This is a genomic window from Pedobacter cryoconitis (assembly GCF_014200595.1).
Taxonomy (GTDB): Bacteria; Bacteroidota; Bacteroidia; order Sphingobacteriales; family Sphingobacteriaceae; genus Pedobacter; species Pedobacter cryoconitis_C.
Map to the genome: position 1 here is coordinate 150698 of NZ_JACHCG010000001.1, position 26906 is coordinate 177603.

The window sequence follows — 26906 nt, forward strand, 5'->3', positions numbered from 1 at the left end:
GCTTAGAAAGTATAGTTAACAATTAATTCAAAGATAGGATTATGATGATATTCCTTGTTTACAAACACAAATCTTGTACCTAAATCAACATTTGGCTGATAACGCAGCAGATTCATATTGCCATGTAATTCAAATCCATAAGTTTTAGGCTGCGACATATTGCTGTCTGTACCCAGATTCTCATAATGACAGAATACGCCACCCCTCACATTTCTGATATATGCCAGCGGGCCGATTTCTGCATCAGGATAAAAAAGAGGGAAACGATAATTAAAAAGCAAAGTGTTTTTAAGCCTGCTTTTCGCCATGATATTGTTGTAACCGTAAACCGTATTGATATCGTTATTGTATGTCCGGATCCCAGTGGCTTCCTGGTAATTGAAGTTGGCCAGAAAGGAATGGTTTTTAGCCAGTCCGGGGAAATAAAGAAAACCTGCTACTGCAAATAAATCTCCGGTTAACTGTTTATCAAAGGGCTGGCTGTAATAGGAGAATCTTAAAATCTGTGCCCATTTTGGGGCAATATCTCTTTCAGCAGTTCTGATTGTGTGGGTAAAGGTGAACCCTGTTTCTAATGGAAACCGGAGAGCGGTGACAAAATTGGCAGGTAAATTCTGTGCATCATATCTTTGCGTATAACTTGTTCCGGCGTTCACCGAAAAATTATAATTGTGATTTTGCGCGCTCAGATTAATAGGGACAACTGCCTGAAGCCGGACATAATTCTCCCGCCAGTCTCCCTGTTTAGTGCCCATCCCTGTGGAATAAAAAGTTCTGCGCGGCCGGTTACTGTAAGTCAGGTTGAAAATAGGATATAAACTTTTAAAGCTGGCCCCGGCATTATATTCAAAACGGCCAAGGTCGCGCTGGTAATTTACGCCTGCATAAGCATCAAAAGTATTCAGCAGATTATTTGAGTTGAACTGTAAGCCCCCTTTGTATTCATCTTCGATCACTGGAATTAAGCTGTGCACATTAATCAGGTGACCCAGCTTGTGGTAAGGGGTGGAAGTAAAGCTGCTGTCCGGAATGTTATCAAATACATTACCTGTATTTTCCTGTTTTTCGGCAGCTGCACCAAAGAAAACAAAATTGTCTTTACCTGTGGGCTGTGCTTCAATTTTTGTTTGTGCAATCTCGTAACCAAAAAGGTTATAGTTATTAAATAAGATACTGTCCGTCCCTTTAATGACAGAAGGGTTGAAGGCACCGTATTTAGAAGCGCTCAGGGCATTTATTTTTTTAGAATTGACGTTTATACTGTAAATATTGTTGATTCCGTTGTAATGGGCATTAAAAGCGATATTTGCACCGATGAATACTGGTCTGCTTAGCTGTTGTGGGGTTTCACTGATTAGCTGAGTAGTCTTACCATCAGTATCTACTGTCCAGAGTGCTTTACCTGCTTCTTTGACACTGATATAAGTAATTACAGAGCCATCATTGTTGAAAGAAGGTGTTTGTATTAACAGGTTTTCTGGATTCGGATACTTCCGGATGATTTTACCGTTAGCGGCATCCATGACGATTAATTGTACTTTATTGCTCAGGTCAATTTGTACGGCAACGATCTTAGACCCATCCGCAGAAAGGGTAGGAGAGAAGATTCTTGATTTAGAACTTAACTTATTCAGTTTTTTGGTTTGCAGGTTATAAGTGCAGATTACACTATAACTCCTTTGCTGAAATCTCGGATCAAGTCTGACTTCGTCCCAGACGATCAGATTATTCGCATAACTGAACCAGGGCTGCTCCTGCTGGCCAATTCCTTGTATTCTCTGCTCTTTTTTATCCTGGCCGATCAGCATCAGCGCTGCTGGCATGGCCTTACTTTGCTTAAGCACCAGGATTTTTCCGTCTGGCATTTTCACCGGAAGAGAATAGTCTGTTGCATATTTTGCCTCCTGATTCAATACCGGATAATCTTTAGCAGGGCTAAGCTGTGCTTGCTTTTCCCAATCTGCTTTGACTTTTGCTGAGGTATATTCGTACCATCCCTTACCGTTTTTGCCACTGAATTTTTTAAGACTTTTGGCAAATGGATAAATGCGTACCGGACGATCTTTAATATCAGTCAATACACTGTCGAAAACAAATTTTCCGGCAGCTTGCCTGATTTGAGAAGCCATCAGATAACCGATCTGATAATAACCCGGGGTCACATCTTTTTGAGAACCGAAATTTGCTTTACTGTAAGAAAGGGTTTTTCCTTGTAGCAGGGCAGTCCGGTAAGGCATAATCCAGTTAGGCTGACGTCCGCGCCCCACATCGGTCAGGGACGTTTCATTGGATACTGCATCGCCTTCAAAGAACCATAAAGGGATACTTACCCCCATCCATGCAAAGTATACTTGTTCGGGAAATGGATAAGGCCGGCCATTGGTCAGCTTATCAAACTGAGCTGCGTGGCGCAATTCATGGACGGCGAGGTTATTCAACCAGTCCTGGCTATCAAATTGCTGGGGCGGGGTAGTGTTGAATTCTGATTTTTTAGGGCCAAGCTGAACGAAGCCATTCGCAATTACGCCCTGGTTTTGAAATACAATAGGAATCGTGGTTTTTCTAACATTCAGACTGCGGCCTACTTTAGGGAAAATATAACGGATATTATTGGCCATCCGCTGTGCTTCGGATTCCATTTCTACCGGGTAAATGATTTGGAAGCCTGAGGTGTTAATTTGTCTCCAGTTTACACCTAAAGGATTCTGTAGTCCGCCAAAAATCTGGGCAGTGGCTTTATCTGTGATCGCTATTGAAATTAGTAGTATTAAGGCAGTGAGTATAAATTTGTTATTCTTTGTTTTATAGTGCATTATTTTATTGTACTAAAAGAATTATTTTTTTGAGTGGTTGTTTTCCTTGTGCTGAAGATACAGTTATTCCGCACAATTTATGAACAAATTTATTAGCTAAATTTAATAGGAAGTGCTGGTTATCCGGGAAGATAATTAACTTTTGCTCTGGCGTTTCTTGTAGATCGGGTATAAGAATACGGCACCTAAAATCAGGACAGAACCCATGTAGAATCCGGCAGACATGGTCTCTTTATGTCCAAAGAAAAGGAAGGCTAAAATAATCCCGTAAACAGGCTCCAGATTACTGACCAGTGCAACGCGGAAAGCTGACAGGGTGCGCATCACAGAGACGCCTGCAATGTAAGCAAGCGCAGTACAGACTGTGCCAAGTATCATCAGGTAAATCCAATCAGAAACACTCAGATTGAAGCTTTCATTGAGCAGGCTATGGTCAAACAGGCGGTAAATAGTGATCCAGAAAAAAGCACCGGAAAGCTCATAAAAGCTAATCACTTTGGCATCACTTTTTTGTGCAAAATTAGAATTGATAATAGAGAACAGGCTCGAAGCTACTGCTGCGGAAAGACCGAAAATAATACCTGCGGTGTAATTGGATTCGAAATGAAAAATCAGGTAAATTCCAGAAATGATCACTATTCCAATAAAGATATCACCGATCTGAATGGCGGTCCTTTTAATGATAGGTTCAAGGATAGCTGTAAATAAGGTGAAAGAGGAGAGGCACACCAGTGTTACTGATACTGTTGATACTTTGATAGCCTGAAAGAAAAGGATCCAGTGAAGGGCTACAATACTACCTGTAAAGAAGAATTGCAGAAACTCCTTCTTTGTTACCCTGATACTGAATTTTGTAGCTTTAAAATAGATCAGTAACGTGATGCTGGCAATTAATACTCTGTACCAGACCATTTCGACCGAACCAACCGAAATCAATGCACCCAGAATTCCTGTGAATCCCCAGATAAAAACAGTAGCATGAAGAATCAGCAGGTTTCTGTTGATTTCCGAAGGAGAGAGCGGTTTCATTATTTAGGTGCTTTTTTTAACAGGTAAAGACCCAGTAATCCGAAGAATATAGTGGGGATCAGGACGGCCAGCAGTGGAGGTATCCCGCCTTTGAGCGAAAACATCTTCGCAAACTGGTTCATCACAATATAAAGGAAACTCAATATAATCCCTATCCCTAAAGGCAGTCCAACACCTCCTCTTACCTTACGGGAAGAAAGGGCGACCCCAATCAGGGTTAATACGAATGCAGATAAGGGTTGCAGCCAGCGTTTATATTGTTCGAAAAGTAAATCATTTTCTATACCTGTACCCCTGGTTTTTTCTTTTTTGATCTTATCAGAAAGCTCTTTATTGGTTAAGATCTCATAAATGTTATCATAAGCAGAGAAGTCATCCGGACGCATATCCAGAATGGTATCTTTAGGCTTATCAATACTTTTAAACATGTTTTCTTTCAGTCCGTTGATTGTTCTGATTGAATAGTTGGTCAATTTCCAGCTGCGTTTTAGCGAATCCCATTTAATCTGATCTGCAATCACCTTTTTAGTCAATACATCACCCTTGAAATTATCCAGCATAAAACGGTAACCTGTTTTGGTTTTATTCTCAAAACTCTCCATATAGATATACGTATTGTTATCTAATTTCATGTGAATCTGTAGCTTACTGGTCGGGTCGTTCTTTTTTACGTAAGTATTTTCGAACGTGTTTTTGAGCTGATTGGTGTAGGGGAGCACATATAAATTGGAGCCCAGATTAGCTGCAAATATGATAAATGCGGAGATGAAATAGGGTTGTAAAAAACGATTGAAACTTACACCTCCGCTTAAAATCGGGACAATCTCAGTCTGATCGGCCATCTTTGCGGTAAAGAAAATTACAGCAATAAAGTTGATCAGCGGTGAGAGCATATTCACGTAAAACGGAATAGAACCCGCGTAATATTGAGAAAGAACCTGCCAGGCAGACAACTTACTTCTTAAGAAGTCGTCCATTTTTTCTGATAAATCAAAAATTACGATAATGACCACGAAAATACTCAGGGTATAAATGAATGTACCCAGGTATTTACCAATAATATAACGGTCAATAATTTTAAATCTGCCCTTGAGGATATTCATTTATAATTTATTCCCTAATATAGTCACCATTTTGTTCTTCCAGGCGTAAAACTCGCCGCTGATGATCTTTTCTCTGGCTTCTTTAACTAACCAAAGGTAGAAGTGAAGGTTGTGCAAAGTCGCAATTTGTGCACCTAACATTTCTTTCGAATGCATTAAGTGTCTCAGATATGCTTTTGAATAAACCTGGTCAGCGTATAAATCACTTTCTGCATCGATAGGGGAAAAATCATCAGCCCATTTTTTGTTGCCAATGTTAATGATCCCGTTTCTGGTGAAAAGCATTCCGTTTCTCGCATTTCTGGTCGGCATTACGCAGTCGAACATATCTACTCCTAACGCTATATTTTCTAAAATATTGATCGGAGTACCTACACCCATTAAATAACGTGGTTTATCGGCAGGTAAAATGTCGCAGACTACTTCGGTCATGCCATACATTTCTTCTGCCGGCTCTCCTACCGAAAGACCGCCAATCGCATTTCCTTCACGTCCCATTGAAGCAATAAATTCTGCTGATTTCTTTCTCAGATCTTTGTAAACAGATCCTTGAACAATAGGGAATAAGGTTTGATCGAAACCATATTTAGGCTCAGTGGTATCAAAACGTGCACAGCAGCGTTTTAACCAGCGGTGAGTCATGTTGATTGAATTCGCTGCATATTTATAATCACATGGATAAGGCGTACATTCATCGAAAGCCATAATAATATCGGCGCCGATAGTCCGTTGAATATCCATAGCATATTCAGGAGTGAAAAGGTGTTTTGAACCGTCAATATGTGAACGGAAAGTTACACCTTCTTCTTTGATCTTGTTGACTTTACTCAAAGAATAAACCTGGTAGCCTCCGCTATCTGTTAAAATCGGGCGGTCCCAGCCTATAAATTTATGTAATCCACCTGCACCCTCCAGCACGTCAAGTCCTGGCCGCAAGTATAAATGATAAGTATTTCCTAAAATAATCTGTGCATTAATATCATCTTTAAGCTCGCGCTGGTGCACGGCTTTTACCGTTCCTGCGGTGCCCACGGGCATAAAAATCGGTGTTTGGATGTCTCCATGAGCAGTAGTAACTGTTCCTGCCCTTGCTTTTGACTGAGGGTCGTTTGCCTGTAAGGTAAATTTCATAAATGTGTGTACGCTTCAAAAAATCTCGGCAAAAGTATGAAAAAACACCCGGTTCTCGATTTTTTTATCAATATATGGCTGCATTACAGATTAAAAATCAGAAATTTGGCGCTTGTCAAAAAAACCATTGTGGAATTAACCTTACTAGAGAGTTGCCTGCTGGGTGCCCTCATTTTTTGTTTTGCCGTTCAGCTGTATTTTAGTTTATTTATACATTTAAAACTGGCCCTTGTTAAAGTAGAAGAGCTGCCAGCACAGGCTTCTAAGCCATTGAGTGTAATTATTTGTGCGCGTAATGAGGCAGAAAATCTGGCACAGTTTTTACCCGCAGTTTTACAGCAGAACTATCCTGATTTTGAAGTTATTGTTGTGAACGATCGTTCCTGGGATCAAACCCGCGAAGTATTGAAAGGTTTCGTTGCACAATATAAGCACCTGAAAGTAGTGACGGTTGCAGAAGGAGAAAAATTCATTGCTGGTAAAAAATTCGCGGTTACTATGGGGATTAAGGCAGCTGCTAATGAATGGCTGGTCTTTACTGATGCAGATTGCGTACCTGCTTCAGAAAACTGGCTGTCAGGAATGCAGCAGCCGGAAAATGACGAGACGGCAATTGTACTGGGTTATTCCCCTTATATCCGTAAACGTGGTTTATTGAACAGCCTGATTCGTTTTGAAACCTTTTTTACTGCTGTCAATTACCTGGCTTTCGCGATTCAGGGCATGCCTTATATGGGGGTAGGCAGAAATATGGCTTATAAAAAGTCTCTGTTTTTTAAGAATAAAGGTTTTGCAGCACATATGCACATCCCATCGGGTGATGATGATTTATTTGTGAATGCACATGCCACAGCCCACAATACAGAAATTCGTTTAAACCGGAGTACACATGTATGGTCTGCGCCGAATACCAGCTTCTCAGGTTATCTGAGACAGAAGAAAAGACATTTTGGTGCCGGTAAATTCTATAAAGCCAAACATAAATTTATTTTATCCGTACAGATTATATTTCAGTTTCTGTTCTATGCGCTGTTTATCGCATTAATGTTTTTTAAACCTGCTAATTACCTGGCTGGCGGTGTTTTCGCACTGAGCCTGATCATTAGAAGTTTTATTTATCCCCGTTTGCTCAAACGCCTGAATTATCCTAATTTGAGATGGTGGTTTCCTGTTTTGGATATTCTACTGTTCATTTTCTTAGTGTTTAATGGCATTCTGTCTATATTTGTTAAAAAAGTAAAGTGGAAATAAGTTCAACCCTCGTACAAAAGTATTTTAAAGATCTCAGTGCAGATCAGATCGCAAAGTTTAATCAGTTGTTTGATTTATATAGTTTCTGGAATGCGCAGATCAATGTGATCTCCAGGAAGGATATTGAAGAATTATATGAGCGTCATATCCTGCATTCTTTAGGAATTGCTAAATTCTGTACATTCAAACCAGGGGAGAAAGTCCTTGATGTAGGTACCGGTGGCGGTTTTCCGGGTATTCCTCTAGCTATATTATTTCCAGAAACAGAGTTTCACCTGGTAGATTCTATCGGTAAAAAAATCAAGGTTGTGACGGAAGTTGCTGCTGCACTGGGTTTGAAGAATGTGAAAGCATCTCATTTAAGAGCAGAGCAGGTGGATGATAAATACGATTTCGTTGTTTCCCGCGCGGTTACCCGTCTGATAGATTTTTATCCATGGATCAAAGATAAATTCAATAAAAACTCAAAAAATGCAATTGCCAACGGTATTTTGTATTTAAAAGGTGGAGAATTGGAGGAAGAAATTAAAGAATCAAGACTAAAAGCTGAATTATATCCTTTAGCTGCCTATTTTGAAGAGGATTTCTTCGAGACTAAATTTGTAGTTTATATCCCTTGTTAATTCAGGGATAATAAATTACCAGTATCAGTGGGTTAAGTATTAATTTAGCCCATGAGTTTAATCTGTCAAATCGCGCTGACCCTGCTGAAAAATGTAGGGCCGGTAACCGCTAAACACTTGCTGTCCCATTTTGGAACCCCTGAAGCTATATTTGCTGCGACTAAAGCACAATTAGCAGAGGTGGAAGGGTTAAGCATTTCAAAAATTACTGCTATTCTTCAGACGAATGCACTTCAGCTGGCTGCGGAACAAGTAAAATTGCTGCAACAACATCAGGTTAAGGTTCTTTTTTACACGGATGAGAATTATCCTCAAAGGCTGAAGGAATGTGCTGATGCGCCGGTGCTTTTATATTATAAGGGTATGGCAGACCTGAATCATCCAAGAATCGTCAGCATTGTAGGCTCCAGAAGGGCTACTTCATATGGGAAAATGCTTTGTCAGCAGCTGGTTGCTTTATTACAGCATTATGATGTGCTGGTTGTGAGTGGACTGGCTTATGGAATTGATGTAGCTGCACACCAGCAAAGTTTAGCTTATGGTATTCCGACTGTGGGGGTATTGGGGCATGGGCTTGATCGTATTTATCCTGCTGCTCATCATCAAATTGCAAAAGACATGCTTGAACAGGGCGGCTTGCTTTCTGAATTTCCGCTGAATTCGACTTTTGAAAAAGGAAACTTTCCAAAACGAAACCGGCTTATTGCAGGGTTGGCTGATGTGGTCGTGGTTATAGAGGCAGCAATCAAAGGAGGGGCGTTAATTACTGCTGGAATTGCCAATTCTTATAATAGAGAAGTTTATGCTTTTCCCGGCCGCACGACTGATGAATATAGTCAGGGTTGCAATTTTCTGATTAAAACGAACCGCGCAGGGATGATTAACGAGGCTAAAGATCTGGTCTATTATATGGGCTGGGAAGCTGCTGAAACAGTAAATCCTGTAAAACAGGGCACTTTATCTTCCGGACTTTCTGGTATAGAGCAAGTGTTGATCAACCTGCTCAAATTGGCTCCGCACAGCATAGATGAACTTGGGCTAAAAGCTGATATCCAGCAGGATAAGCTTGCGCTTCATTTGCTTAATCTGGAGATGAAAGGTGTCCTTATTTCGCTTCCCGGAAAGATATATCAGCTGATTTAGCTCGCTGTTGGTGTATGTTTTGCCATATAATAGCGATGTGAAGGGAGTGTTATTCTGATCAATTCAGAATATAATTTTATTAAACCGGATTATACAAAATATGATTACGAATATTTAATAGAAATAAAATTCTAGGAATCAAGTCGTACTTTTGTAACATGTGGTATAATAATATATTAGAAACTATTGGCAATACACCATTGGTGCGATTGAATAACGTTACGAAAGAAATTCAGGCGACTGTACTGGCTAAGGTGGAAACCACCAATCCGGGTAACTCTATTAAAGACCGTATGGCTTTAAAAATGATAGAAGATGCAGAAAAAAGCGGTAAGCTTAAACCTGGTGGAACAATCATTGAAGGAACTTCCGGAAATACCGGGATGGGCCTGGCTATGGCTGCTATTATCAAAGGATATAAGTGTATTTTCACGACTACAGATAAACAATCTAAGGAAAAAGTGGATGCTTTACGTGCTTTTGGTGCAGAAGTAATCGTTTGTCCTACTAACGTAGAACCTGAAGATCCACGTTCTTATTACTCAGTTTCTTCGCGTTTAGAGCGTGAAGTACCTAATTCATGGAAACCTAATCAATATGATAACCTGGCTAACACCGAAGCTCATTATGAGCAGACAGGGCCGGAAATATGGGCACAGACTGAAGGTAAGATCACACACCTTGTAGTAGGTGTAGGTACTGGCGGAACGATATCCGGTACAGGAAAATATTTAAAAGAACAGAATCCTGATATTAAAGTATGGGGGATTGATACTTATGGATCAGTCTTCAAAAAATACAAAGAGACTGGTATTTTAGATAAAAATGAGATCTATCCTTATATTACTGAAGGAATCGGAGAGGATTTTCTTCCGAAGAATGTGAATTTTGATATTATTGATCTTTTTGAAAAAGTAACAGATAAAGATGCGGCATTAATGACGCGTGATATTGCCCGTAAAGAAGGGATATTTGTAGGTAACTCTGCTGGTTCTGCAATTGCGGGACTATTACAGTTAAAAGATAAATTAAAACCTGAAGACGTTGTTGTTGTGATTTTTCATGATCATGGTAGCCGTTATATGGGTAAAATGTATAATGAAGACTGGTTAAGGGAACGTGGTTTCCTTACAGACGAAAAGTTAACGGCTAAATCTATCCTGGCTAAGAAAGAGCAGTCTGAGATTGTAACTATTGATTGTGAAAAAACGATTGTAGAAGCTATCAATACGATGAACATGCTGAATATTTCTCAGATCCCGGTTACTCAGCAGGGGATGGTTGTTGGTAAATTAGCTGAAGGGGATATCCTGAAAGCATTATTGGAAAACCCTTCATTGAAATCTGCTCCTGTAAAAGAGATTATGTCTGCTACTTTCCCGTTTGTAGATATGAATACTTCAATTGATAAAATCTCTTCATTAATCAATAAAGAGAACAGTGCAGTACTGGTTGAAGATGAAAATGGTAATTTTGAAATTATTACGCAGTATGATATTATCAATGCAATCTCTGCATAAGATATAGTATTAAATATATAAAAATAGCTTGCCTGATATTCCTGGCAAGCTATTTTTATATCCTGTCATTGTCTTTTTTCTTTTAATGAAGATTGATAAATAGGATTGATATCAGCTTTTGGTGCAGTAAGCAGCCATATTTTTGTGTTATATTCCAGGGCCAGTTTGTCACTGACGGTTCCAATCAGCTCAGCTTTAGCGTAGGCTGGCTTAATTTTTTCTACTTGCCCTTTGTCATCCACGTAAATAATATACTGGTAAGCGATACGCTCAGGGGCCCAAAGTGTAAAGCTACTGCTTAGGGAGACCACGGGAGGGAGCTTGTATTTTTTTCCTAAATGATCAATTGCGCCGGCTTCTCCATAGTTCTCTGCAAAGATTGTAGTCGCATTGCGTTGATGCTCAGGGATCCTGGTATACGCTTTTGCTGTGAGTGTAGTTATTTCGTCCCAACCAAGCATATCTCCGTAATCTTGTGTAATCTCATGTTTTTCTCCGTCTCCCCAATATAAGAAACCATCCAGGTGCATGGATTTAAAATACGCAATGGCCCGGTATATGGGTAAAATAGGGATGGACATAGGCATGAAGATGACATTTGGTAAAAGCAGAAGAAAAGCAATTGAATATTTTAATGAAGTGTTCAGATGTTTGGTGGTTTGCTCAATAGCATAGGCACTTATCGCAAAGACTACCGGATATATGCCAAAAGCATAATAAGGTTTTCCCTTGAAATAAATCAGTAAAACTAAAAGCAGAAAATAACTAAACCCTACCCACCGGAGTTGTGCCAGGCTTTTATGGAAGAACAGCAAGAGTAAACCAGGTACCCATAGCAACAGCGCGGTTCCATTAGAGATGAGCTGCGCTTTAATCAATCCTTCAATTGTATTGTGTACCAGTTGAGTTTCTGTAAGCTCCTTCATATGGGTGAGCACGGGCCAGTGATGCAGGTATTGCCAGATCACATTCGGAACAAAAATCAGGAGTGCAATTAATGCCGCGATGTAAAGCTGTCTTTTGAGTAATATTTTTCGTTGTGCACTGAGCAGCAGCCCGGCTATGATCGCGATAACTACAAACAGGATCGCATATTTGGTTAGTAGACCAAGACCGATAACAGGCCCAAGGAGGAGTAAATATTTGGTTTGCCGGGTGTAAGTATACTTAATTAGCAAAAAGTAGGTGAGCACCCACCAGAATTGATCAAATACTACAGGTTGTAACAGATAACCTGTGGCCAGAAATGCCGGGGATAAACTTATTGCCAGGCCGTATAGGGTAATTGCAAAATGTTTTCCCCCGATTTCTTTAACAATGAAACCTGCTGTGAGTACTATTAATGCGGCGAAGATGGTAGGAATAATTCTGATAGCGAAAGCGCTGTCGCCGAAAAAGGTGACTGAAAATCTAGCTACCCATGCTATAAAAGGAGGGACTTCCATATAACCTGCGGCGGGATGATTGCCCAGCGCAATGTGTAGGAATTCATCTCTGTGTATCCCATAATTGTTTAAGCCAATTAAATGAAGAGAAAGGCTGATCAGGGCAAATAAGAAAATAAGAAAATTGGTGGTTTGGGATTTGGAATACATTTAAGCTGAACTTTTGTAATTGGACAAGCTTGTGCTGATGAAGTTACAAAAAGAAATAAAAAATCCCTGCCCGATTTTTTTTCAGGCAGGGATTTTTTAGCATCGTTTTATGGCGTTTTATTTTGCACCTCCAAGCCATAACAGCCCGTCAATGATAAATTTATTTTGAGTTTCACTACCAAATGTAGATGACTTGCCTACATTCGCTGCGTAATCCATCGCATTGTGACCAAAATTAGCATAGATCATTTTATAGTTTTTATTCGTCCAGATTACCGGATAATAACCACTATACCAGCTTTGATTTGGATCTGTGCCTAATGGAAAACTGCTGTTATCAATAGAACACAGGATTTTAATATCGGCATTCTGACGTAAATCTTTTGTCCAGCTGTACCACTCACTTACTGAAGAAGTGAATTTTTGTGGCAGACGTTGTGTAGAAGGGTGAGTTTGATCTTCACATTTTAAGACTGCTGTGGTAGGACCCCAAGTGTTGCTTTTAAAGCCGCCCACACCTAAGAATTTGTTGTAATACCAATCCCACTCAGCCGGATTTGTATTGAATGCGCAGACATGAAAGCCCATCCATGCACCGCCATTGTCCATGTATTGTTTAAATGCTGCTTCCTGAGCTTTAGGTGGATGGTCATCTAAGAAAAGGATAACCTGGTATTTAGTAAGATTGGCTGCATTCAGTTTGCTCCAGTCATTGGTAGAAGTATAAGTGAAATTATTTTGAGCAGCTGTTTTTGGAAACCATATATTGGCTTCTTTCACAAAATTTATATGGGCAGCATCCCATGTTCCATTGTAGAAGGCAATAACATTAAAGCTTTTAGCGGCTTTAGCTGGAATGGCTGTTTGCTGTTTTGAATTTGCCTCATTCTGATTGGAGAGGCCGGTAGTACCGGCATCACTTTTTTTGCAGCCTGAAAAGCTGCAAAACAGCAATACCAGAAAAGTTAGTAGTGAATTTTTGTTGTTCATATTTGGTTTAGGTTAATGACGAAATAACAAAAAGACCCTATTGTAGCTGACTATTTAAAAAGGAGGAGAGGTTTAAGGTCTTCTTTCTAAGTATTGCTCTTGATATTGTAAAAGAAACACTATGTCTAATATATAATATTATTATCAATTATTTAAATACAGATGATATTTTTTTATTTTATGATAATAATTATTTCTTCGTATCTGGATTAATTGCATCAACGGGGAATTGTGGCGAAAAAAAAAGCCAGGATCAAATCCTGGCTTTGCAATATAATTTTTTAAATAAATTAGTGTGATGGAGAATTTGCATCAACACGTTTAATCTGCGCACCTAATGCACGTAAACGTGTGTCAATATCCTGGTAACCACGCTCAATTTGTTCAATATTATAGATTGTTGAAGTACCTTCAGCAGATAAAGCTGCGATTAATAACGAAACTCCAGCTCTGATATCAGGAGAAGTCATGCTGATACCTCTTAATTTATATTGTTTGTTGATTCCGTTTACAGTGGCTCTGTGCGGATCACATAAAATAATCTGAGCGCCCATTTCAATCAGTTTATCGACGAAGAATAAACGGCTTTCAAACATTTTCTGATGAATCAGGATCGAACCTTTAGCCTGCGTTGCAATCACTAATACGATACTCAACAAGTCAGGAGTGAATCCTGGCCATGGTGAATCTGCGATAGTCAGAATAGAGCCGTCGATGAAAGTATCAATGATATAATGTTTTTGAGAAGGGATGTAAATATCATCACCTCTGCGTTCAAAATTGATCCCTAGTTTTCTGAATACATCAGGTATAACACCCAATTCATCATAACATACGTTTTTGATTGTGATCTCTGATTCTGTCATGGCAGCAAGGCCGATGAAAGATCCGATTTCAATCATATCAGGTAACATTCTATGTTCAGTGCCACCTAATTTAGTCACCCCTTCGATAGTCAGCAGGTTAGAACCAATTCCGGATATTCTGGCACCCATACGGTTAAGCATTTTACATAACTGCTGTAAGTAAGGCTCACAGGCAGCGTTATAAATGGTTGTAGTTCCTTTGGCCAGTACCGCAGCCATTACAATGTTAGCTGTACCGGTTACAGATGCTTCATCTAACAGGATATAAGCACCTTTAAGGTTAGTTGCATCTACATTAAAGAACGATTCTTTAGCGTCATAAACAAACTTGGCGCCTAATTTTTCGAAGCCAAGAAAGTGAGTATCCAGCCTTCTGCGTCCAATTTTATCACCACCTGGTTTAGGGATGGCTGCTTGTCCAAAACGTGCAAGAAGCGGGCCTACGATCATAATTGATCCTCTTAAACTTCCACCTTTAGCTTTAAAAGTGGCTGATTTAAAGAATTCAAGATCGATGTTTTTGGCTTCAAATGTGTAAGTGTCTTTTGATAAACGGTTTACTTCAACGCCCAGATCACCCAGAAGTTCAATCAGTTTATTTACATCTTTGATGTCAGGGATATTACTTACAGTGATTTTCTCTTCTGTTAGTAAAACGGCAGATATAATCTGCAATGCCTCATTTTTGGCCCCCTGCGGATGGATTTCACCTTTTAACTTCTTCCCACCTATAATTTCAAATGCGTTCATGTGCTATTAACCTATAATATTTAAATCTGCTCGTTTAATGTCTTTGTTTTGGATTGGGATTGCTGCTGCGCGGGCGGTTATTATTGTTGTTGTTATTGTTTTGCCTTCCCTTATTATTGTTGTTGTTATTGTTGCGTCCGCGGTTGGTATTGGTAGAGGTTCTGTTTACCGGAGGTCTGAATTCTACCTTGTTCAGGTTGATGTTTTCTTCCAGTTGCAGTAAACCGCCTGATAACTCGCTCAGGTTCTTTAGAATAGTCTCATCGGCAACACTGTCTTTATTCCAGGTTACATAAGCCATTTTCATAAAGTTAGCGATGCCTTGTACCAATGCTGCTCTGCGTTCAGGTTCTTCTACTGCGATTGCTCTTTCGATCATCACCTCAACAGTTTTACCGTAATGCTTGTATTTGATCCTTTGCTGCGGATAACCGATATGCGAAGGTTTAACCAATGCCATTTCAGGAGTTGGTTTTGGATAGGGACTATCTACGTCGATTTTATAACCGGAGATAATGTGTAAATGGTCCCATAATTTATGCTTGAAATCGGCAACATCCCTTAGATGAGGGTTTAAAAAACCCATCAGATCTATCACTGCCTGAGCATATTTATTGCGTTCTTCCAGATCCGGCAGTTCGCAAATGTACTTCACCATGTTCTGTACATTACGTCCGTATTCTGCAAGAATTAACTCGTTTCTTGTGGTATTGTAATCGAAATTCATTCTATTTATTTCTTGTGGTATTCGCTGAAGGAGGATTATAAGGGCGCTGGCCCTGTTTTATTGTAATAAGGTTTAAAGATAAAGCTTATTTTACAATCCGCAATTTAGCAAATTTTAATAACAATTGCTTGTTTCCTAATCCCTGGAAAAATACCGTCGCTTTTACGTCCGGTAAAGTACCTTCCAGATTGATAATTTTACCGAACCCAAACTTCTCATGTTCCACTTCCATACCGTTCTGAAATGCACTTGCTGCATCAGCAGTAAAACCAGGTGTCGGGATGTGCGCAGTAGGCAGCATCGTACTTGTCTTTGGTCTTACAGGAGCGGTCTGAGTAGCTGAGCCTGAGGCTGCTGGTTTAGGTTTGCTGAAAGAATCTCTTTGCTGCGTCCATGACCTGCGTTCCCCGTCAAAGCTATCAGATGATAAACTTGTTTTAGGTGCTTTGACCACTTCCAGTTCCAGGAATCTTGCACTGATCTCACTGATAAAACGACTCGGTTCGCAATTGGTCAGCGTTCCCCAGCGGTAGCGTGAAGTGGCATAAGTAAGTGTCAGTTTCTTCTCTGCACGGGTAATGGCCACGTAGAATAAACGGCGTTCTTCTTCAAGATCAGTTCTTGAATTGAGAGACATTTGCGAAGGAAAAAGATTTTCTTCGAGCCCTACCACAAAAACGTTCTTGAATTCCAATCCTTTTGCCGAGTGGATGGTCATCATTGAAACGGTATCTTTCTCTTTATCGTCCTGACGGTCATCATTCGTTAACAAGGCAATATCCTGCATAAAAATAGCAAGGCTTCTGTCTTCAATATCTTCACGTTCAGCAAATTCTTTGATACCATTCAGCAATTCCTGAATGTTTTCATACCTGCTGCGGCCTTCTACACTGTCATCGGTATGGAGTTCTTTCAGGATACCAGAATGTTGTGCGATATATAAAGCAGTTTCATAGGCGTCCAGTTTTTTAGCTTCAGCCTGGAAACTCTGGATCAGTACAGAGAAATCATTCAGCTGGTTCGCAATCCGGCCGGCAATATAAGTTTGCGGCTCACAGACGACCTGCCACATGGTAATGTTATGCTGATCGGCTGCTACTATAATTTTATCAACTGTAGTATCACCTAATCCTCTTTTCGGATAATTGATCACTCTTTTGATCGCTTCTTCGTCACTCGGATTGAAAGTAAGACGGAAGTAAGCAATTAAATCCTTAATCTCTTTACGCTGATAGAAAGATAATCCTCCAAAAATTTTATAAGGGATGTTGAGTTTTCTCAAACCTTCCTCCATTGCTCTTGACTGGGCATTGGTCCGGTAAAGAATGGCGAAATCGCTGTAATTTAAACCTTTAGAAGTTCTGTCCTGAACGATGGATTCGGCAACTATTTTACCTTCTTCGTTATCAGTAAACGCTCTTGATACTTTAATCCTGTCACCAGATTCATTCTCAGAAAATACGTTTTTCTCCAGCTGATTTTTGTTGTTCGCAATGATACTATTAGCGACATCAACAATATTTTGGGTAGAGCGGTAATTCTGCTCTAATTTATAAACTTTTAAATCCGGGTAATCTTTCTCAAAATTCAGGATATTCTGAATATTAGCCCCACGGAAACCGTAAATACTTTGCGCATCATCACCTACTACACAGATATTCTGATAAGCTGCTGCCAGTTTTTTTACAATGGTATATTGTGAAAAGTTAGTATCCTGGTACTCATCGACCATCAGGTACTTAAATTTCTGCTGGTATTTATTCAATACATCCGGATGATCTTTTAACAATACATTGGTTTTGAAAAGTAAATCATCAAAATCCATTGCGCCTGCTTTAAAGCAGCGTTTGGTATAAGTTTCATAGATAGAACCGATCAAAGGACGTTTATTACTAATGTCCTCTGCCTGAATTTCGGCACTTTTCATATATTCTACATGACTGACCAGATTGTTTTTTGCAGAAGATATCCGGTTATACACGAAGTTCGCATTGTATAACTTATCATCTAATTGCATTTCACGCAGAATAGATCTGATCAGACTTTTACTATCATCGGTATCATAGATTGTAAAATTAGAAGGATAACCTATTTTTTCTGCTTCAACACGCAGTATTTTGGCAAAAACGGAGTGGAATGTTCCCATCCATAAGTTTTTTGCTTCTGTACCTACAACTTTTGAGATACGCTCACGCATATCTTTCGAAGCTTTGTTCGTAAAGGTCAATACTAAAATATTAAAAGCATCCACACCTTTTTCAATAAGATGTGCGACTCTATATGTAATTACCCTTGTTTTACCTGATCCCGCACCAGCGACAATCATTGCCGGTCCTTTAGTATTCTCTACTGCTGCACGTTGCTGAGGGTTTAATCCTGCTAAATAATCCAAATTGAAATACTGTTTTGCGTATGAAAAGGTACAAAAATAACAAAACTATACCTCTTATTTCAATCAGGTCATGTTTTATTTTTATCTTTCGGTGAAGCTTACAACAGTATCGTCTGGCTTAATTAGTGGGTTCCTATCTCCCGGTTAATGGGTTCCCATCTTACAATTTCTGACCAGAGATCGTACCAGACGTCGTCGTTCACTTTGAAAATATCTTCATCGGCAATATATATTCCTTCGTGCCATATACCGTGAAGCTCCTGAAGAACAATCTGGAACCGGATATGTTGTTGGTCTGCGGGCAAACTGTTTTGATCTAGTTTAATTTCCATATGCTATATATTTAATTACTAAACCTATAATTTTTATCTTTTAATAAAAAGTACAGTTCTGTACTTTTTAGCTATGATTTTTTTGCTTCATTCGTATTAAATGGCTAAAGCAACTTTTAAGAAAAGGCGAAATCAGGAGGCAATCTTAATCGTTGGCAACAATGTCAGGAAATTGCGAAAAATAAAAGGCTGGACAATTTCTGAGTTCGCCTTCAGGTGTGAGGTAGATCCCCACCAGATCAGCAGGATAGAGCTTGGGCTGACCGATGCAAATATCACGATGCTGACCTTGATTGCTGAAAAATTAGAAGTTGATATTCGTCTTTTTTTTAAAAAGGATGAGCAATAGCATTCAGGAAAGAAAGGATCTTTTTACAGCTATTCTGGGAATTTTTTTCTAGTTTTAACCGCTTAAATACCGGGCCTGGATTGACAGAAAAAACAAGGCTGCGGGTTTTAAATTATAAACAATCATTTGTTATGCAAGAGATCAAAAAATATGTAGAAGACAACAAACAACGCTTTTTAGATGAGTTGTTTGAATTATTACGTTTTCCTTCAGTAAGTGCGGACCCGAAATATAAAGGTGATGTATTGAAAACTGCTGCTTTTGTGGCAGAAAAACTGAAAGAAGCGGGTGCAGATAAAGTGGAGATTTGTGAGACTGCCGGATATCCTATCATATATGGAGAGAAAATTATTGATGCAGCATTACCTACTGTTTTAATTTATGGTCATTATGATGTGCAGCCAGCAGATCCATTGGAATTATGGCATACGCCTCCTTTTGAGCCTACCGTTCGTGATGGTAAAATCTATGCGCGTGGTGCTTGTGATGATAAAGGACAGTTTTACATGCATGTGAAGGCTTTCGAATTGATGATGAAAACCAACACACTTGCTTGTAATGTGAAATTTATGATTGAAGGGGAAGAGGAAGTAGGTTCCAGTAACCTTGGGATTTTCGTCAACGCAAATACTGAACGTTTAAAAGCTGATGTAGTTTTGATCTCTGATACTTCAATGATCAGCATGGAAAATCCTTCTATTGAAACTGGCTTACGTGGTTTAGCTTATATGGAAGTGGAAGTGACTGGTCCGAACAGAGATCTTCACTCTGGTGTTTATGGTGGTGCAGTTGCCAATCCAATCACTATTTTATGTAAAATGATTGCTTCGTTACATGATGAGAACAATCATATTACTATTCCTGCTTTTTATGATAAAGTGATAGACCTGACGGCGGACGAAAAAGCTGCTTTAAATTCTGCTCCTTTTGATTTGAATGACTATAAAAAAGATCTTGATATCAATGCGGAATGGGGTGAGAAAGGATATTCTACTTTAGAACGTACAGGTACAAGACCAACCTTAGAGGTAAATGGTATCTGGGGTGGTTATATCGGCGAGGGTGCTAAAACAGTATTGCCTTCTAAAGCAAATGCTAAAATTTCTATGCGCCTGGTACCTCACCAGAGTTCTGATGAGATTTCTGCTATTTTCCAGCAGCATTTTGAAAGTATTGCTCCTGATTTTGTAAAAGTAAAAGTTACTGCGCATCATGGTGGTGAACCAGTAGTTACGCCTACTGATAGTATTGCTTACCGTGCTGCTGAAAAAGCGATCTTAACAAGTTTTGGTAAAAAGCCAATTCCAACCAGAGGTGGTGGTAGTATTCCTATCGTTGCTTTGTTTGAAGATGTGCTGGGTATTAAATCTGTTTTGTTAGGCTTTGGTCTTGATAGCGATGCTTTACACTCACCGAATGAGAAATATGATATCTTCAATTACTATAAAGGAATTGAAACTTTGCCTTTATTCCACAAGTATTTTGCGGAACTAAGCAAATAATTTTAGATAATTCTATCCACAAAGGGCGGCCAAATGGCTGCCCTTTTGTATTTTTACCCCGTGCCTCCACCTATAAAGAAAACACCTTCCAACCAGGGAAAGCTTATTTTTGATCAGCCGCTTGTACCCAGGGCGACCCCAAAAACGGCTTCAAAAGTAGCTCCAAAGCGGAGAAAGCCTGCTGCAAAGAAGAAAAAAGGGCTTTCATTGCAATGGAAGTTTGTGATTACAGGATTACTGCTCATTCTATTTTCTCCCTTATATTATGGGTATGTGCTGAAGCTTTTTACTTCGACAACCCGGTGGATACTGGATATTGGGGAAGATCCGAATTACCGGACTTATAAGAGTTTTGATATTCAAATTCCTAAACGTTATACTATTCACGGAATTGATGTTTCTTCTTATCAGGGCAAAATCGACTGGACTAAGGTAAAGGCCATGAAAGACGATGATGTCAGTATCAAATTTGCATTTATTAAGGCTACGGAAGGAGTTTCCAGTGTAGATCCTTATTTTCAGCGCAATTGGCGGGAAGCCCCAAAAGCGGGTATTATTTGTGGTGCTTATCATTATTTTATTCCTAAAAAATCGGGTGTATGGCAGGCCAGGTTTTTCTTGCAAACGGTTAAGTATGAGTCCGGAGATTTGCCTCCGGTAATTGATATTGAAACTTTAAGTGGTGTATCTCCAGAAAAAATGCGTGTAGAATTAAAGGATTTTATTACCCATGTAGAAAGAAAAACGGGTGTAAAACCTATCATTTATTCCGGGCTGGTATTTTATAAAGATTATTTGAAAGGACATTTTGATGGGTACCCTTTATGGATTGCACATTATTATAAAGCGGAGTTGAAGGCTGGTGCGAATACCAAATGGTCTTTTTGGCAGCACTCTGATAAAGCCAGAATTACGGGAATCAATCATGTTGTAGATTTTAATGCTTTCAGGGGAGACAGTTTATCTTTTCAGCAACTGCTTATTAAATAGATACAAACTATGATATTGTTGTAAATCAAACGTTTGCGCAGTATTATTCCTGTCTGTGTCTTTTGGTTTTTCTAAATTATGGGTTATAACCTAAAATCTATAACCTATGAAAACCTTATTAAAAACACAATTATTACCCGGTCTTTCTATTTATGTACTTTTATTCTTTACGGGCTGTACAAAATCTGCTATTTCTCCTGCTGGTTCTGCCTACGGGAAATCTTCTGATCAGTTGCTGGCTGTATCAGCAGCTGGTGAAAATGCGGCGCCATCCCAGCATCTTTATTTCTCTTTTCCTTCGGATGCCATTCTTAAGATGCAGAAGATTAAGATCACAAAAACAGCGGATAAAGAGTATTTTTCGGTGAACAATTTCTCCGGGGGGTATAATGGACTTCAGCAAACTCCGGATAAATCTTTTGGTACGCCGAATATTCTGATTGCTTCGTTATGGGATCCGAATACGGCGGGTAAAATCTATTCAAGAGTTGCTTATACAGGATCAGGAACCGTTTCCAGCCGTTTTGGTGGAGAAGGAGATGGGTATAAAACTATTAATCCTTATAAATGGGTTAAGGATACCTGGTATAATATCGCTATCCGTGCATGGAAGCTGAATGGAGAACTATTTATTGGGACTTTTATCCAAAATCTATCAACTGGTAACTGGTTTCATACTTCCACGCTGGCCATACCTGAAAGAACTACATTTTTAGGTTCTGGAAATGATGCTTTCCTGGAAAATTGGGATGGTACGAATGCTGCTGATGACGGACGTTTTGAAAGAAAAGCGTTCTTTAAAGATTGCTGGAATTTAAATACCAGCAACCAGTGGCAAAAACACAGCAGCAGATCTTTTAGTGCGAATGCGAATGATGCAGGTAGAAATGGGATTTATGACCGAAGCTTTAATGCAGGATATGATGCCACAGAAGATGCTTATTTTATGGAACATGGTGGAAATGTAAAACCTGCTGCGGCTTTTGGAACTGGCAGAACGCTGACTTTACCCATACAGACAAATCAAGGAGATGCTCCAGTTTTAACAGTAGGTGCAGCTTATGGGGTGACTGCTAAATTAAGTGGCGGCAAAGTTACTGTAGAATGGAAAGTTACAGCCAATCTTAGCCCTCAGTTTTCTTCTAAAGTGGAAATCTTAAATGCTTCAGGAGCGGTAGTCCAAACGGTTAATGAGCTACTGCCTGAAAAAAGAAAAGCAATTATTAGTGTTGCCTCAGGTGAAACGCTTAGGGCAAGGGTAACCATTACAGATATATTTAATGGCGTGTCTGCTCCGGTTACTGTAAATATTCTATAGTATTGTAGTGGCGCTGGTTTTGATCGGCGCCACTACATTATGATAAGAACACTGCTGATCATTGCCGGCTTCTTGCTGTCTACAGGAATTAATGCGCAAACTAAACCTGACTCTATTAGAGAAGGCGACCTTATTTTTCAAACTTCTTTGTCTGCACAGAGCAAAGCTATTCAGCTGGCTACTCAATCTAAATACTCTCACTGTGGAATCATTTTCAAGGATAAAAATGGGTATTATGTACTGGAAGCGATTAGCCAGGTTAAACGTACACCATTGGCGCAATGGATAGCCAGAGGGCAAGGAAAGAATTTCGTGGTTAAGAGACTCAAAAATGCGGATCAAGTACTTAATCCGGTTATGCTGGTCAAAATGAAAAGCGAAGGGCAGCAACTAACAGGTAGAGCTTACGATCTGACTTTTGAATGGTCGGACACTCAAATCTATTGCTCTGAACTGATCTGGAAAATCTATGAACGTTCTACGGGTCTCAGAATTGGCAAACTGGAAAAACTTCGTGATTTTGATTTATCAAATGATATTGTTAAAAAGAAAATGAAAGCAAGGTATGGAAATCGGGTTCCAATGAATGAAACTGTGATTTCACCAGTCTCAATTTTTAACAGTAAATTACTTAAAACTGTTAATTTGAAAGAGCCGGTTTAATCGGCTAAACTTATATCAGATGAAAGAAACGGAAAAAACACTGGTTTTCAATAAATTGCTGGATCAGTATAATTACCTGGGATTACCGAAAGAATCCATTGATGAGGATGCTGACTTTACGATTCATAACCTGAAAGATATTCATCTGATTATTCCTTATCAATCACCGGTATACCGGACAAATTTCTTCTCTTTTGTTTTTGTGAAAAATGGGTCAGGGAAATACACGACGGACGAGCAACTGTTTGAAATCAAACCGGGCACCGTATATTTTACCAATCCCGGACATTTCAAGTCATTTGAATGGCGTACGCTGGAAGAAGTATACCTGATCACTTTAAGTGAATCTTTTCTAAAAGAAAATGTCCATGCTGATATTTTTGATGAATTCCCTTTCCTTTTAGCAGAAACAGTACCACCCAGGGTTTTGGGACCTGCGGTATTTGCAGAATTCGAACAGCTTTACCAGCAAATTAACACGGCTTATTTTTCTGATTCAGTTTATAAGAACAGGATGATAGGAAGTTTGTTTGTGGTGCTGCTTTTAAAGGTTAAAGAATATTTCTGGAAGGATTATAACCCAATATATGAGGGGAACCGAAGTTCTCAGATTGTTAAGGATTTCAAAAAGACGCTTGAAAAACATTATAGACAACTCGCAGCAGGCGAAGTGCAGTTGCTTTTCAGAGTCCAGGATTATGCAGACGCACAACATCTGCATCCTAATTATCTGAATAACGTGATTAAAAGTAAAACAGGTAAAGCAGTTGGTGCCTGGATTTCTGAAAAAACTATTGCCGAAGCTAAAGCCATGCTTCAGAATTCTGCTATTTCTATCAAGGAAGTTGCTTATCGTTTAGGGTTTAGTGAGGCCACAAACTTCAGTAACTACTTTAAAAAACATACTGATCTTTCTCCTGTTTTGTATCGGAAGCAACAAGCCGGTCCTGCATCTTAGAGATTCATATCTTATCCTGTAATCTTCATATTTTTTGGAGCTATCCTAATAGTCATATTTGTCTTGTCATTAAAACAAGGCAATTATGAAAACGCTAAACGGAAAAGTAATCTTAGTCACAGGCGCATCAAGAGGAATAGGTGCAGCTATAGCACATCAACTGGCAGCTGCCGGTGCAAAAGTAATCGTTAATTATGCTGGTGGTAAGGAAGCTGCGGATGAAACTGTTACCAGTATCCAGGCTCTTGGAGGCGATGCATTCGCTGTTCAGGCCGATGTGAGTAAAACAGATCAGGTAAAAAACCTCTTTGATGCAGCAATCGCACATTATGGCAGGCTCGATGTACTGGTTAACAATGCTGGTATTATGATTACTAAATTAATCAAAGATACCACTGATGAAGATTTTACCCGCCAGTTTGATATCAATGTCAAAGGTACTTTTAATACGATGCGTGAAGCCGCAGAGCGCCTGGCAGATCACGGTAGCATCATTAATTTCTCTACTTCGGTGAACCGGATTATGTTACCTGGTTATGCGACTTATGTAGCAACTAAAGCAGCTGTAGAACAATTAACCCGTGTATTTTCTAAGGAAGCAGGAAGTCGCGGGATTAATGTAAACTCAATTTCTCCAGGTCCGACCAATACGGAACTGTTTACAAAAGGCAAACCTCAGGAGGTAATTGACAGGTTAGCTTCTCTTTCTCCTTTCAACAGGATCGGTGAGCCTGACGATATCGCAAAACTGGTTGTATTCCTGGCAAGTGATGAAGCGAAATGGATTAATGCACAGAATATTGGTGCTAATGGCGGAATGGCTTAGTTCTTTTTCTTAACGATTATATCATTGATGAGTATGTACGATTTAAAAAATAAAGTAGCCTTAATCACAGGCTCGGCAAGAGGTTTAGGTAAAGCTATAGCAGAACGTTATGCGGCATTAGGGGCTGATATTGTGCTCAACTATTCAAGAGACAAATCCTCTGCGGATGAGGTAGTTAGCAGTATAAAAGCAATGGGTGTTAAGGTAATAGCAGTTAAAGCTGATGTGAGCAAAGTGGCAGAGCTGGAAAGATTATTCGCTGAAGCCATTACAGCCTTTGGCAAAATTGATATTGTGGTAGCCAATGCAGGAATAGAAATGGTGGAAATGCCAGTACTTGATTTCACGGAAGAGCAGTTCGACAGGTTGTTTGCGATCAATACTAAAGGTAGTTATTTTACGATGCAGCAGGCGGCCAAACATGTGTCGGACAATGGCAGGATCATTTATATTGCTTCCAGCACAACTGCATTTCCGGTACAAGGAATGGCTATTTATGGAGGAAGTAAAAGTACACCACGTTACTTGGTAGATGTGCTTTCTAAAGAAATAGGGCACAGGGGGGTAACTGTAAATTCTATCATTCCTTTTGCGGTGGATAAATCGGGTATTTTTGCGGAGGCAGATAGTTATCCTGAGTTGAGAAAACAATTGGTGGATAGCTGTCCGATGGGCAGACTGGCTGAAGTTGAAGATGTGGCTAATCTTGCTGAGTTCTTTGCAAGCGGGCTTTCTTCGTTTGTTTCCGGGCAGCATTTACTGGTAAATGGGGGTGCAACGAATTAAAATAAGAAGCCCTTTTTAAAGGGCCTCTTATTACTGATCAATCAGAAAGGATCAACACTTTCATCTAATATCCGGTTCCAGCCGGTATGGCGTTTAAGGTAGGCTACAACCAGCGGACATAGCGGGATCAGTTTATAATCGTTCTCTTCCATATAGGCTAATGTCTTTTCGATCACTGCGGTTGCTGCACCTTTGCCTTTCAGTTCTTCTGGTGCTTCGGTATGAATGAGCCAGATCTTTTTACTTCGTTCTTTATAGTCTATAAATGCGGTGTAATCACCCACTTTAAGTTCGAAACGGTTCTTGTCCTGATTCTTAACCAGGGGCAGATTTACATATTCTTCATTCATATCTTTCTATAATTAATTCAATACACCAAATTTGCCAGCATTGAAATCCTCTATCGCCTGATGAATTTCTTCTTCTGTATTCATTACAAAAGGGCCGTAACTTACTATTGGTTCATCAATTGGTGCTCCGCTTAATAACAAGATAACACTTTTCTGATTTGCCTTGATATGGATTTCCTCTCCTGAATTCTCAAATAATACAAAACTGTGTTCTGTTGCGATTTCATCATTCACGATTATACTGCCATTCACAACTAACAATGCGGTATTATGCGAAGCTGTTATTGTAGTAGTCAGTTCCCCACCTTCATTCAATTGAATGTCGAATAAATTTACCGGGGTATAGGTTTCAGCTGGCCCGGTTACTCCATTAAAGTTTCCTGCAATCACATTCACTGTACCTGCCTGATCCGCTAATTCAACTTTTCCCATTCCGGCAGCTTTTAATTCCTGGTAATGCGCAGGAACACATTTGTCTTTTTTAGGAAGATTTACCCATAATTGAACCATTTCAAAAGGCCCCCCTCTTTTAGAAAAGTTTTCTTCATGATATTCTTTATGCAAAATCCCTTCTCCGGCAGTCATCCATTGTACGTCACCAGCATTGATAATTCCACTGTTCCCGGCACTATCATGATGTGCAACGCTCCCTTGATAAGCAATGGTTACGGTTTCAAAGCCTTTATGTGGATGAACATCTACTCCTCTGATATGATCGGAAGGGCCGAAATCGTATGCTGCATTAAAATCCATTAATAAAAACGGACTGATCCTTCTTTTAGAAATATCAGCTCCGGGTATATAGTTAAATACTCTGAACCCGTCACCCACCATGCCTGGCTGACCAGGTTTTGCCACGATTTTTTCAATTAACTTCTTCATTTTATTTCTCCTTTTTT

24 protein-coding genes are annotated in these 26906 nt (G+C 39.5%); 12 read left to right on the forward strand and 12 right to left on the reverse strand.

Features of this window, described 5'->3' with window-relative positions:
* Positions 1-2: 2 nt before the first annotated feature.
* The 4 genes from HDE70_RS00715 to tgt all read right to left on the reverse strand — a co-directional run bounded on the left by HDE70_RS00715 (position 3) and on the right by tgt (position 6076).
* Positions 3-2813, reverse strand: a complete 2811-nt coding sequence (locus HDE70_RS00715) for a TolB family protein (RefSeq protein WP_183887425.1) — start codon at positions 2811-2813, stop codon at positions 3-5.
* Between the two features lie 135 nt (positions 2814-2948).
* A complete protein-coding gene (locus HDE70_RS00720; RefSeq protein ID WP_183867488.1) occupies positions 2949-3842 on the reverse strand; it encodes a DMT family transporter in 894 nt (297 codons plus the stop codon).
* On the reverse strand, positions 3842-4945 hold the full coding sequence (locus tag HDE70_RS00725; RefSeq protein WP_183867489.1) for an LptF/LptG family permease: 1104 nt from the start codon (positions 4943-4945) through the stop codon (positions 3842-3844). The genes HDE70_RS00720 and HDE70_RS00725 overlap by 1 nt, the downstream gene beginning before the upstream one ends.
* Complete coding sequence (gene tgt / locus HDE70_RS00730; RefSeq protein WP_183867490.1) at positions 4946-6076, reverse strand: tRNA guanosine(34) transglycosylase Tgt; 1131 nt, start codon at positions 6074-6076, stop codon at positions 4946-4948.
* Positions 6077-6112: 36 nt separating this feature from the next.
* Here tgt and HDE70_RS00735 point away from each other — a divergent pair, with 36 nt between their 5' ends.
* The 4 genes from HDE70_RS00735 (at position 6113) to HDE70_RS00750 (ending at position 10613) form a co-directional block, all read left to right on the forward strand.
* On the forward strand, positions 6113-7327 hold the full coding sequence (locus tag HDE70_RS00735; protein ID WP_183887427.1) for a glycosyltransferase: 1215 nt from the start codon (positions 6113-6115) through the stop codon (positions 7325-7327).
* Positions 7318-7950 carry a 16S rRNA (guanine(527)-N(7))-methyltransferase RsmG gene (gene rsmG / locus HDE70_RS00740; protein WP_317617394.1) on the forward strand — a complete coding sequence of 211 codons (633 nt, stop codon included), beginning with the start codon at positions 7318-7320 and terminating at the stop codon, positions 7948-7950. Before HDE70_RS00735 ends, rsmG begins: the two co-directional genes overlap by 10 nt.
* Before the next feature lie 51 nt (positions 7951-8001).
* A complete protein-coding gene (gene dprA, locus HDE70_RS00745; RefSeq protein WP_183887429.1) occupies positions 8002-9093 on the forward strand; it encodes a DNA-processing protein DprA in 1092 nt (363 codons plus the stop codon).
* Between the two features lie 158 nt (positions 9094-9251).
* A complete protein-coding gene (locus HDE70_RS00750; RefSeq protein ID WP_183887431.1) occupies positions 9252-10613 on the forward strand; it encodes a pyridoxal-phosphate dependent enzyme in 1362 nt (453 codons plus the stop codon).
* Between the two features lie 65 nt (positions 10614-10678).
* Here the strand turns inward: HDE70_RS00750 and HDE70_RS00755 are convergent, their stop codons facing one another.
* The 6 genes from HDE70_RS00755 to HDE70_RS00780 form a co-directional block, all read right to left on the reverse strand.
* Positions 10679-12208 (reverse strand): glycosyltransferase family 39 protein, encoded by a 1530-nt coding sequence (locus HDE70_RS00755; RefSeq protein WP_183887433.1) that lies wholly within the window; start codon positions 12206-12208, stop codon positions 10679-10681.
* A 117-nt stretch (positions 12209-12325) separates the two neighbouring features.
* Positions 12326-13198 (reverse strand): ThuA domain-containing protein, encoded by an 873-nt coding sequence (locus HDE70_RS00760; protein WP_183887434.1) that lies wholly within the window; start codon positions 13196-13198, stop codon positions 12326-12328.
* Between the two features lie 290 nt (positions 13199-13488).
* Positions 13489-14814: a UDP-N-acetylglucosamine 1-carboxyvinyltransferase gene (gene murA, locus HDE70_RS00765; RefSeq protein WP_183867496.1), complete on the reverse strand. Its 1326-nt coding sequence runs from the start codon at positions 14812-14814 to the stop codon at positions 13489-13491.
* A 34-nt stretch (positions 14815-14848) separates the two neighbouring features.
* Entirely contained in the window at positions 14849-15541 is a 693-nt protein-coding gene (locus tag HDE70_RS00770) for a DUF4290 domain-containing protein (RefSeq protein WP_183867497.1), read from the reverse strand.
* An 85-nt stretch (positions 15542-15626) separates the two neighbouring features.
* Positions 15627-17933, reverse strand: coding sequence for an ATP-dependent helicase (locus tag HDE70_RS00775; RefSeq protein WP_183887435.1), 2307 nt, complete (start codon positions 17931-17933; stop codon positions 15627-15629).
* Positions 17934-18055: 122 nt separating this feature from the next.
* Positions 18056-18265, reverse strand: a complete 210-nt coding sequence (locus HDE70_RS00780) for a hypothetical protein (protein ID WP_183867499.1) — start codon at positions 18263-18265, stop codon at positions 18056-18058.
* 100 nt (positions 18266-18365) lie between these two features.
* Between HDE70_RS00780 and HDE70_RS00785 the strand changes: the two genes are divergently transcribed.
* From HDE70_RS00785 to HDE70_RS00820, 8 genes are all read left to right on the forward strand, one after another.
* Positions 18366-18614, forward strand: coding sequence for a helix-turn-helix domain-containing protein (locus HDE70_RS00785; RefSeq protein WP_183887436.1), 249 nt, complete (start codon positions 18366-18368; stop codon positions 18612-18614).
* A 131-nt stretch (positions 18615-18745) separates the two neighbouring features.
* Positions 18746-20116, forward strand: a complete 1371-nt coding sequence (locus tag HDE70_RS00790) for a dipeptidase (RefSeq protein ID WP_183887437.1) — start codon at positions 18746-18748, stop codon at positions 20114-20116.
* A 45-nt stretch (positions 20117-20161) separates the two neighbouring features.
* A complete protein-coding gene (locus HDE70_RS00795) occupies positions 20162-21106 on the forward strand; it encodes a glycoside hydrolase family 25 protein (RefSeq protein ID WP_260159851.1) in 945 nt (314 codons plus the stop codon).
* Between the two features lie 106 nt (positions 21107-21212).
* Positions 21213-22424 (forward strand): DUF3472 domain-containing protein, encoded by a 1212-nt coding sequence (locus HDE70_RS00800; protein ID WP_183867503.1) that lies wholly within the window; start codon positions 21213-21215, stop codon positions 22422-22424.
* 39 nt (positions 22425-22463) lie between these two features.
* Positions 22464-23087 (forward strand): YiiX family permuted papain-like enzyme, encoded by a 624-nt coding sequence (locus HDE70_RS00805; RefSeq protein ID WP_183887438.1) that lies wholly within the window; start codon positions 22464-22466, stop codon positions 23085-23087.
* Positions 23088-23106: 19 nt separating this feature from the next.
* Complete coding sequence (locus tag HDE70_RS00810) at positions 23107-24045, forward strand: helix-turn-helix domain-containing protein (protein ID WP_183887439.1); 939 nt, start codon at positions 23107-23109, stop codon at positions 24043-24045.
* An 85-nt stretch (positions 24046-24130) separates the two neighbouring features.
* On the forward strand, positions 24131-24871 hold the full coding sequence (locus tag HDE70_RS00815) for an SDR family oxidoreductase (protein ID WP_183867506.1): 741 nt from the start codon (positions 24131-24133) through the stop codon (positions 24869-24871).
* A gap of 33 nt (positions 24872-24904) precedes the next feature.
* Positions 24905-25657 carry an SDR family oxidoreductase gene (locus tag HDE70_RS00820; protein WP_183887441.1) on the forward strand — a complete coding sequence of 251 codons (753 nt, stop codon included), beginning with the start codon at positions 24905-24907 and terminating at the stop codon, positions 25655-25657.
* 41 nt (positions 25658-25698) lie between these two features.
* On the opposite strand, the gene HDE70_RS00825 is transcribed toward HDE70_RS00820, so the two are convergent.
* Together HDE70_RS00825 and HDE70_RS00830 are read right to left on the reverse strand one after the other, a co-directional pair.
* Complete coding sequence (locus HDE70_RS00825) at positions 25699-26007, reverse strand: GNAT family N-acetyltransferase (protein ID WP_183867508.1); 309 nt, start codon at positions 26005-26007, stop codon at positions 25699-25701.
* A gap of 12 nt (positions 26008-26019) precedes the next feature.
* On the reverse strand, positions 26020-26889 hold the full coding sequence (locus tag HDE70_RS00830) for a pirin family protein (protein WP_183867509.1): 870 nt from the start codon (positions 26887-26889) through the stop codon (positions 26020-26022).
* Positions 26890-26906: the final 17 nt, after the last annotated feature.

Coding starts and splice junctions, on each gene's coding strand:
- HDE70_RS00715 (WP_183887425.1), bottom strand. CDS start 2,813: ATGCACTATAAAACAAAGAATAACAAATTTATACTCACTGCCTTAATA.
- HDE70_RS00720 (WP_183867488.1), bottom strand. CDS start 3,842: ATGAAACCGCTCTCTCCTTCGGAAATCAACAGAAACCTGCTGATTCTT.
- HDE70_RS00725 (WP_183867489.1), bottom strand. CDS start 4,945: ATGAATATCCTCAAGGGCAGATTTAAAATTATTGACCGTTATATTATT.
- tgt (WP_183867490.1), bottom strand. CDS start 6,076: ATGAAATTTACCTTACAGGCAAACGACCCTCAGTCAAAAGCAAGGGCA.
- HDE70_RS00735 (WP_183887427.1), top strand. CDS start 6,113: ATGAAAAAACACCCGGTTCTCGATTTTTTTATCAATATATGGCTGCAT.
- dprA (WP_183887429.1), top strand. CDS start 8,002: ATGAGTTTAATCTGTCAAATCGCGCTGACCCTGCTGAAAAATGTAGGG.
- HDE70_RS00750 (WP_183887431.1), top strand. CDS start 9,252: ATGTGGTATAATAATATATTAGAAACTATTGGCAATACACCATTGGTG.
- HDE70_RS00755 (WP_183887433.1), bottom strand. CDS start 12,208: ATGTATTCCAAATCCCAAACCACCAATTTTCTTATTTTCTTATTTGCC.
- HDE70_RS00760 (WP_183887434.1), bottom strand. CDS start 13,198: ATGAACAACAAAAATTCACTACTAACTTTTCTGGTATTGCTGTTTTGC.
- murA (WP_183867496.1), bottom strand. CDS start 14,814: ATGAACGCATTTGAAATTATAGGTGGGAAGAAGTTAAAAGGTGAAATC.
- HDE70_RS00770 (WP_183867497.1), bottom strand. CDS start 15,541: ATGAATTTCGATTACAATACCACAAGAAACGAGTTAATTCTTGCAGAA.
- HDE70_RS00780 (WP_183867499.1), bottom strand. CDS start 18,265: ATGGAAATTAAACTAGATCAAAACAGTTTGCCCGCAGACCAACAACAT.
- HDE70_RS00785 (WP_183887436.1), top strand. CDS start 18,366: ATGGCTAAAGCAACTTTTAAGAAAAGGCGAAATCAGGAGGCAATCTTA.
- HDE70_RS00790 (WP_183887437.1), top strand. CDS start 18,746: ATGCAAGAGATCAAAAAATATGTAGAAGACAACAAACAACGCTTTTTA.
- HDE70_RS00800 (WP_183867503.1), top strand. CDS start 21,213: ATGAAAACCTTATTAAAAACACAATTATTACCCGGTCTTTCTATTTAT.
- HDE70_RS00805 (WP_183887438.1), top strand. CDS start 22,464: ATGATAAGAACACTGCTGATCATTGCCGGCTTCTTGCTGTCTACAGGA.
- HDE70_RS00810 (WP_183887439.1), top strand. CDS start 23,107: ATGAAAGAAACGGAAAAAACACTGGTTTTCAATAAATTGCTGGATCAG.
- HDE70_RS00815 (WP_183867506.1), top strand. CDS start 24,131: ATGAAAACGCTAAACGGAAAAGTAATCTTAGTCACAGGCGCATCAAGA.
- HDE70_RS00820 (WP_183887441.1), top strand. CDS start 24,905: ATGTACGATTTAAAAAATAAAGTAGCCTTAATCACAGGCTCGGCAAGA.
- HDE70_RS00825 (WP_183867508.1), bottom strand. CDS start 26,007: ATGAATGAAGAATATGTAAATCTGCCCCTGGTTAAGAATCAGGACAAG.
- HDE70_RS00830 (WP_183867509.1), bottom strand. CDS start 26,889: ATGAAGAAGTTAATTGAAAAAATCGTGGCAAAACCTGGTCAGCCAGGC.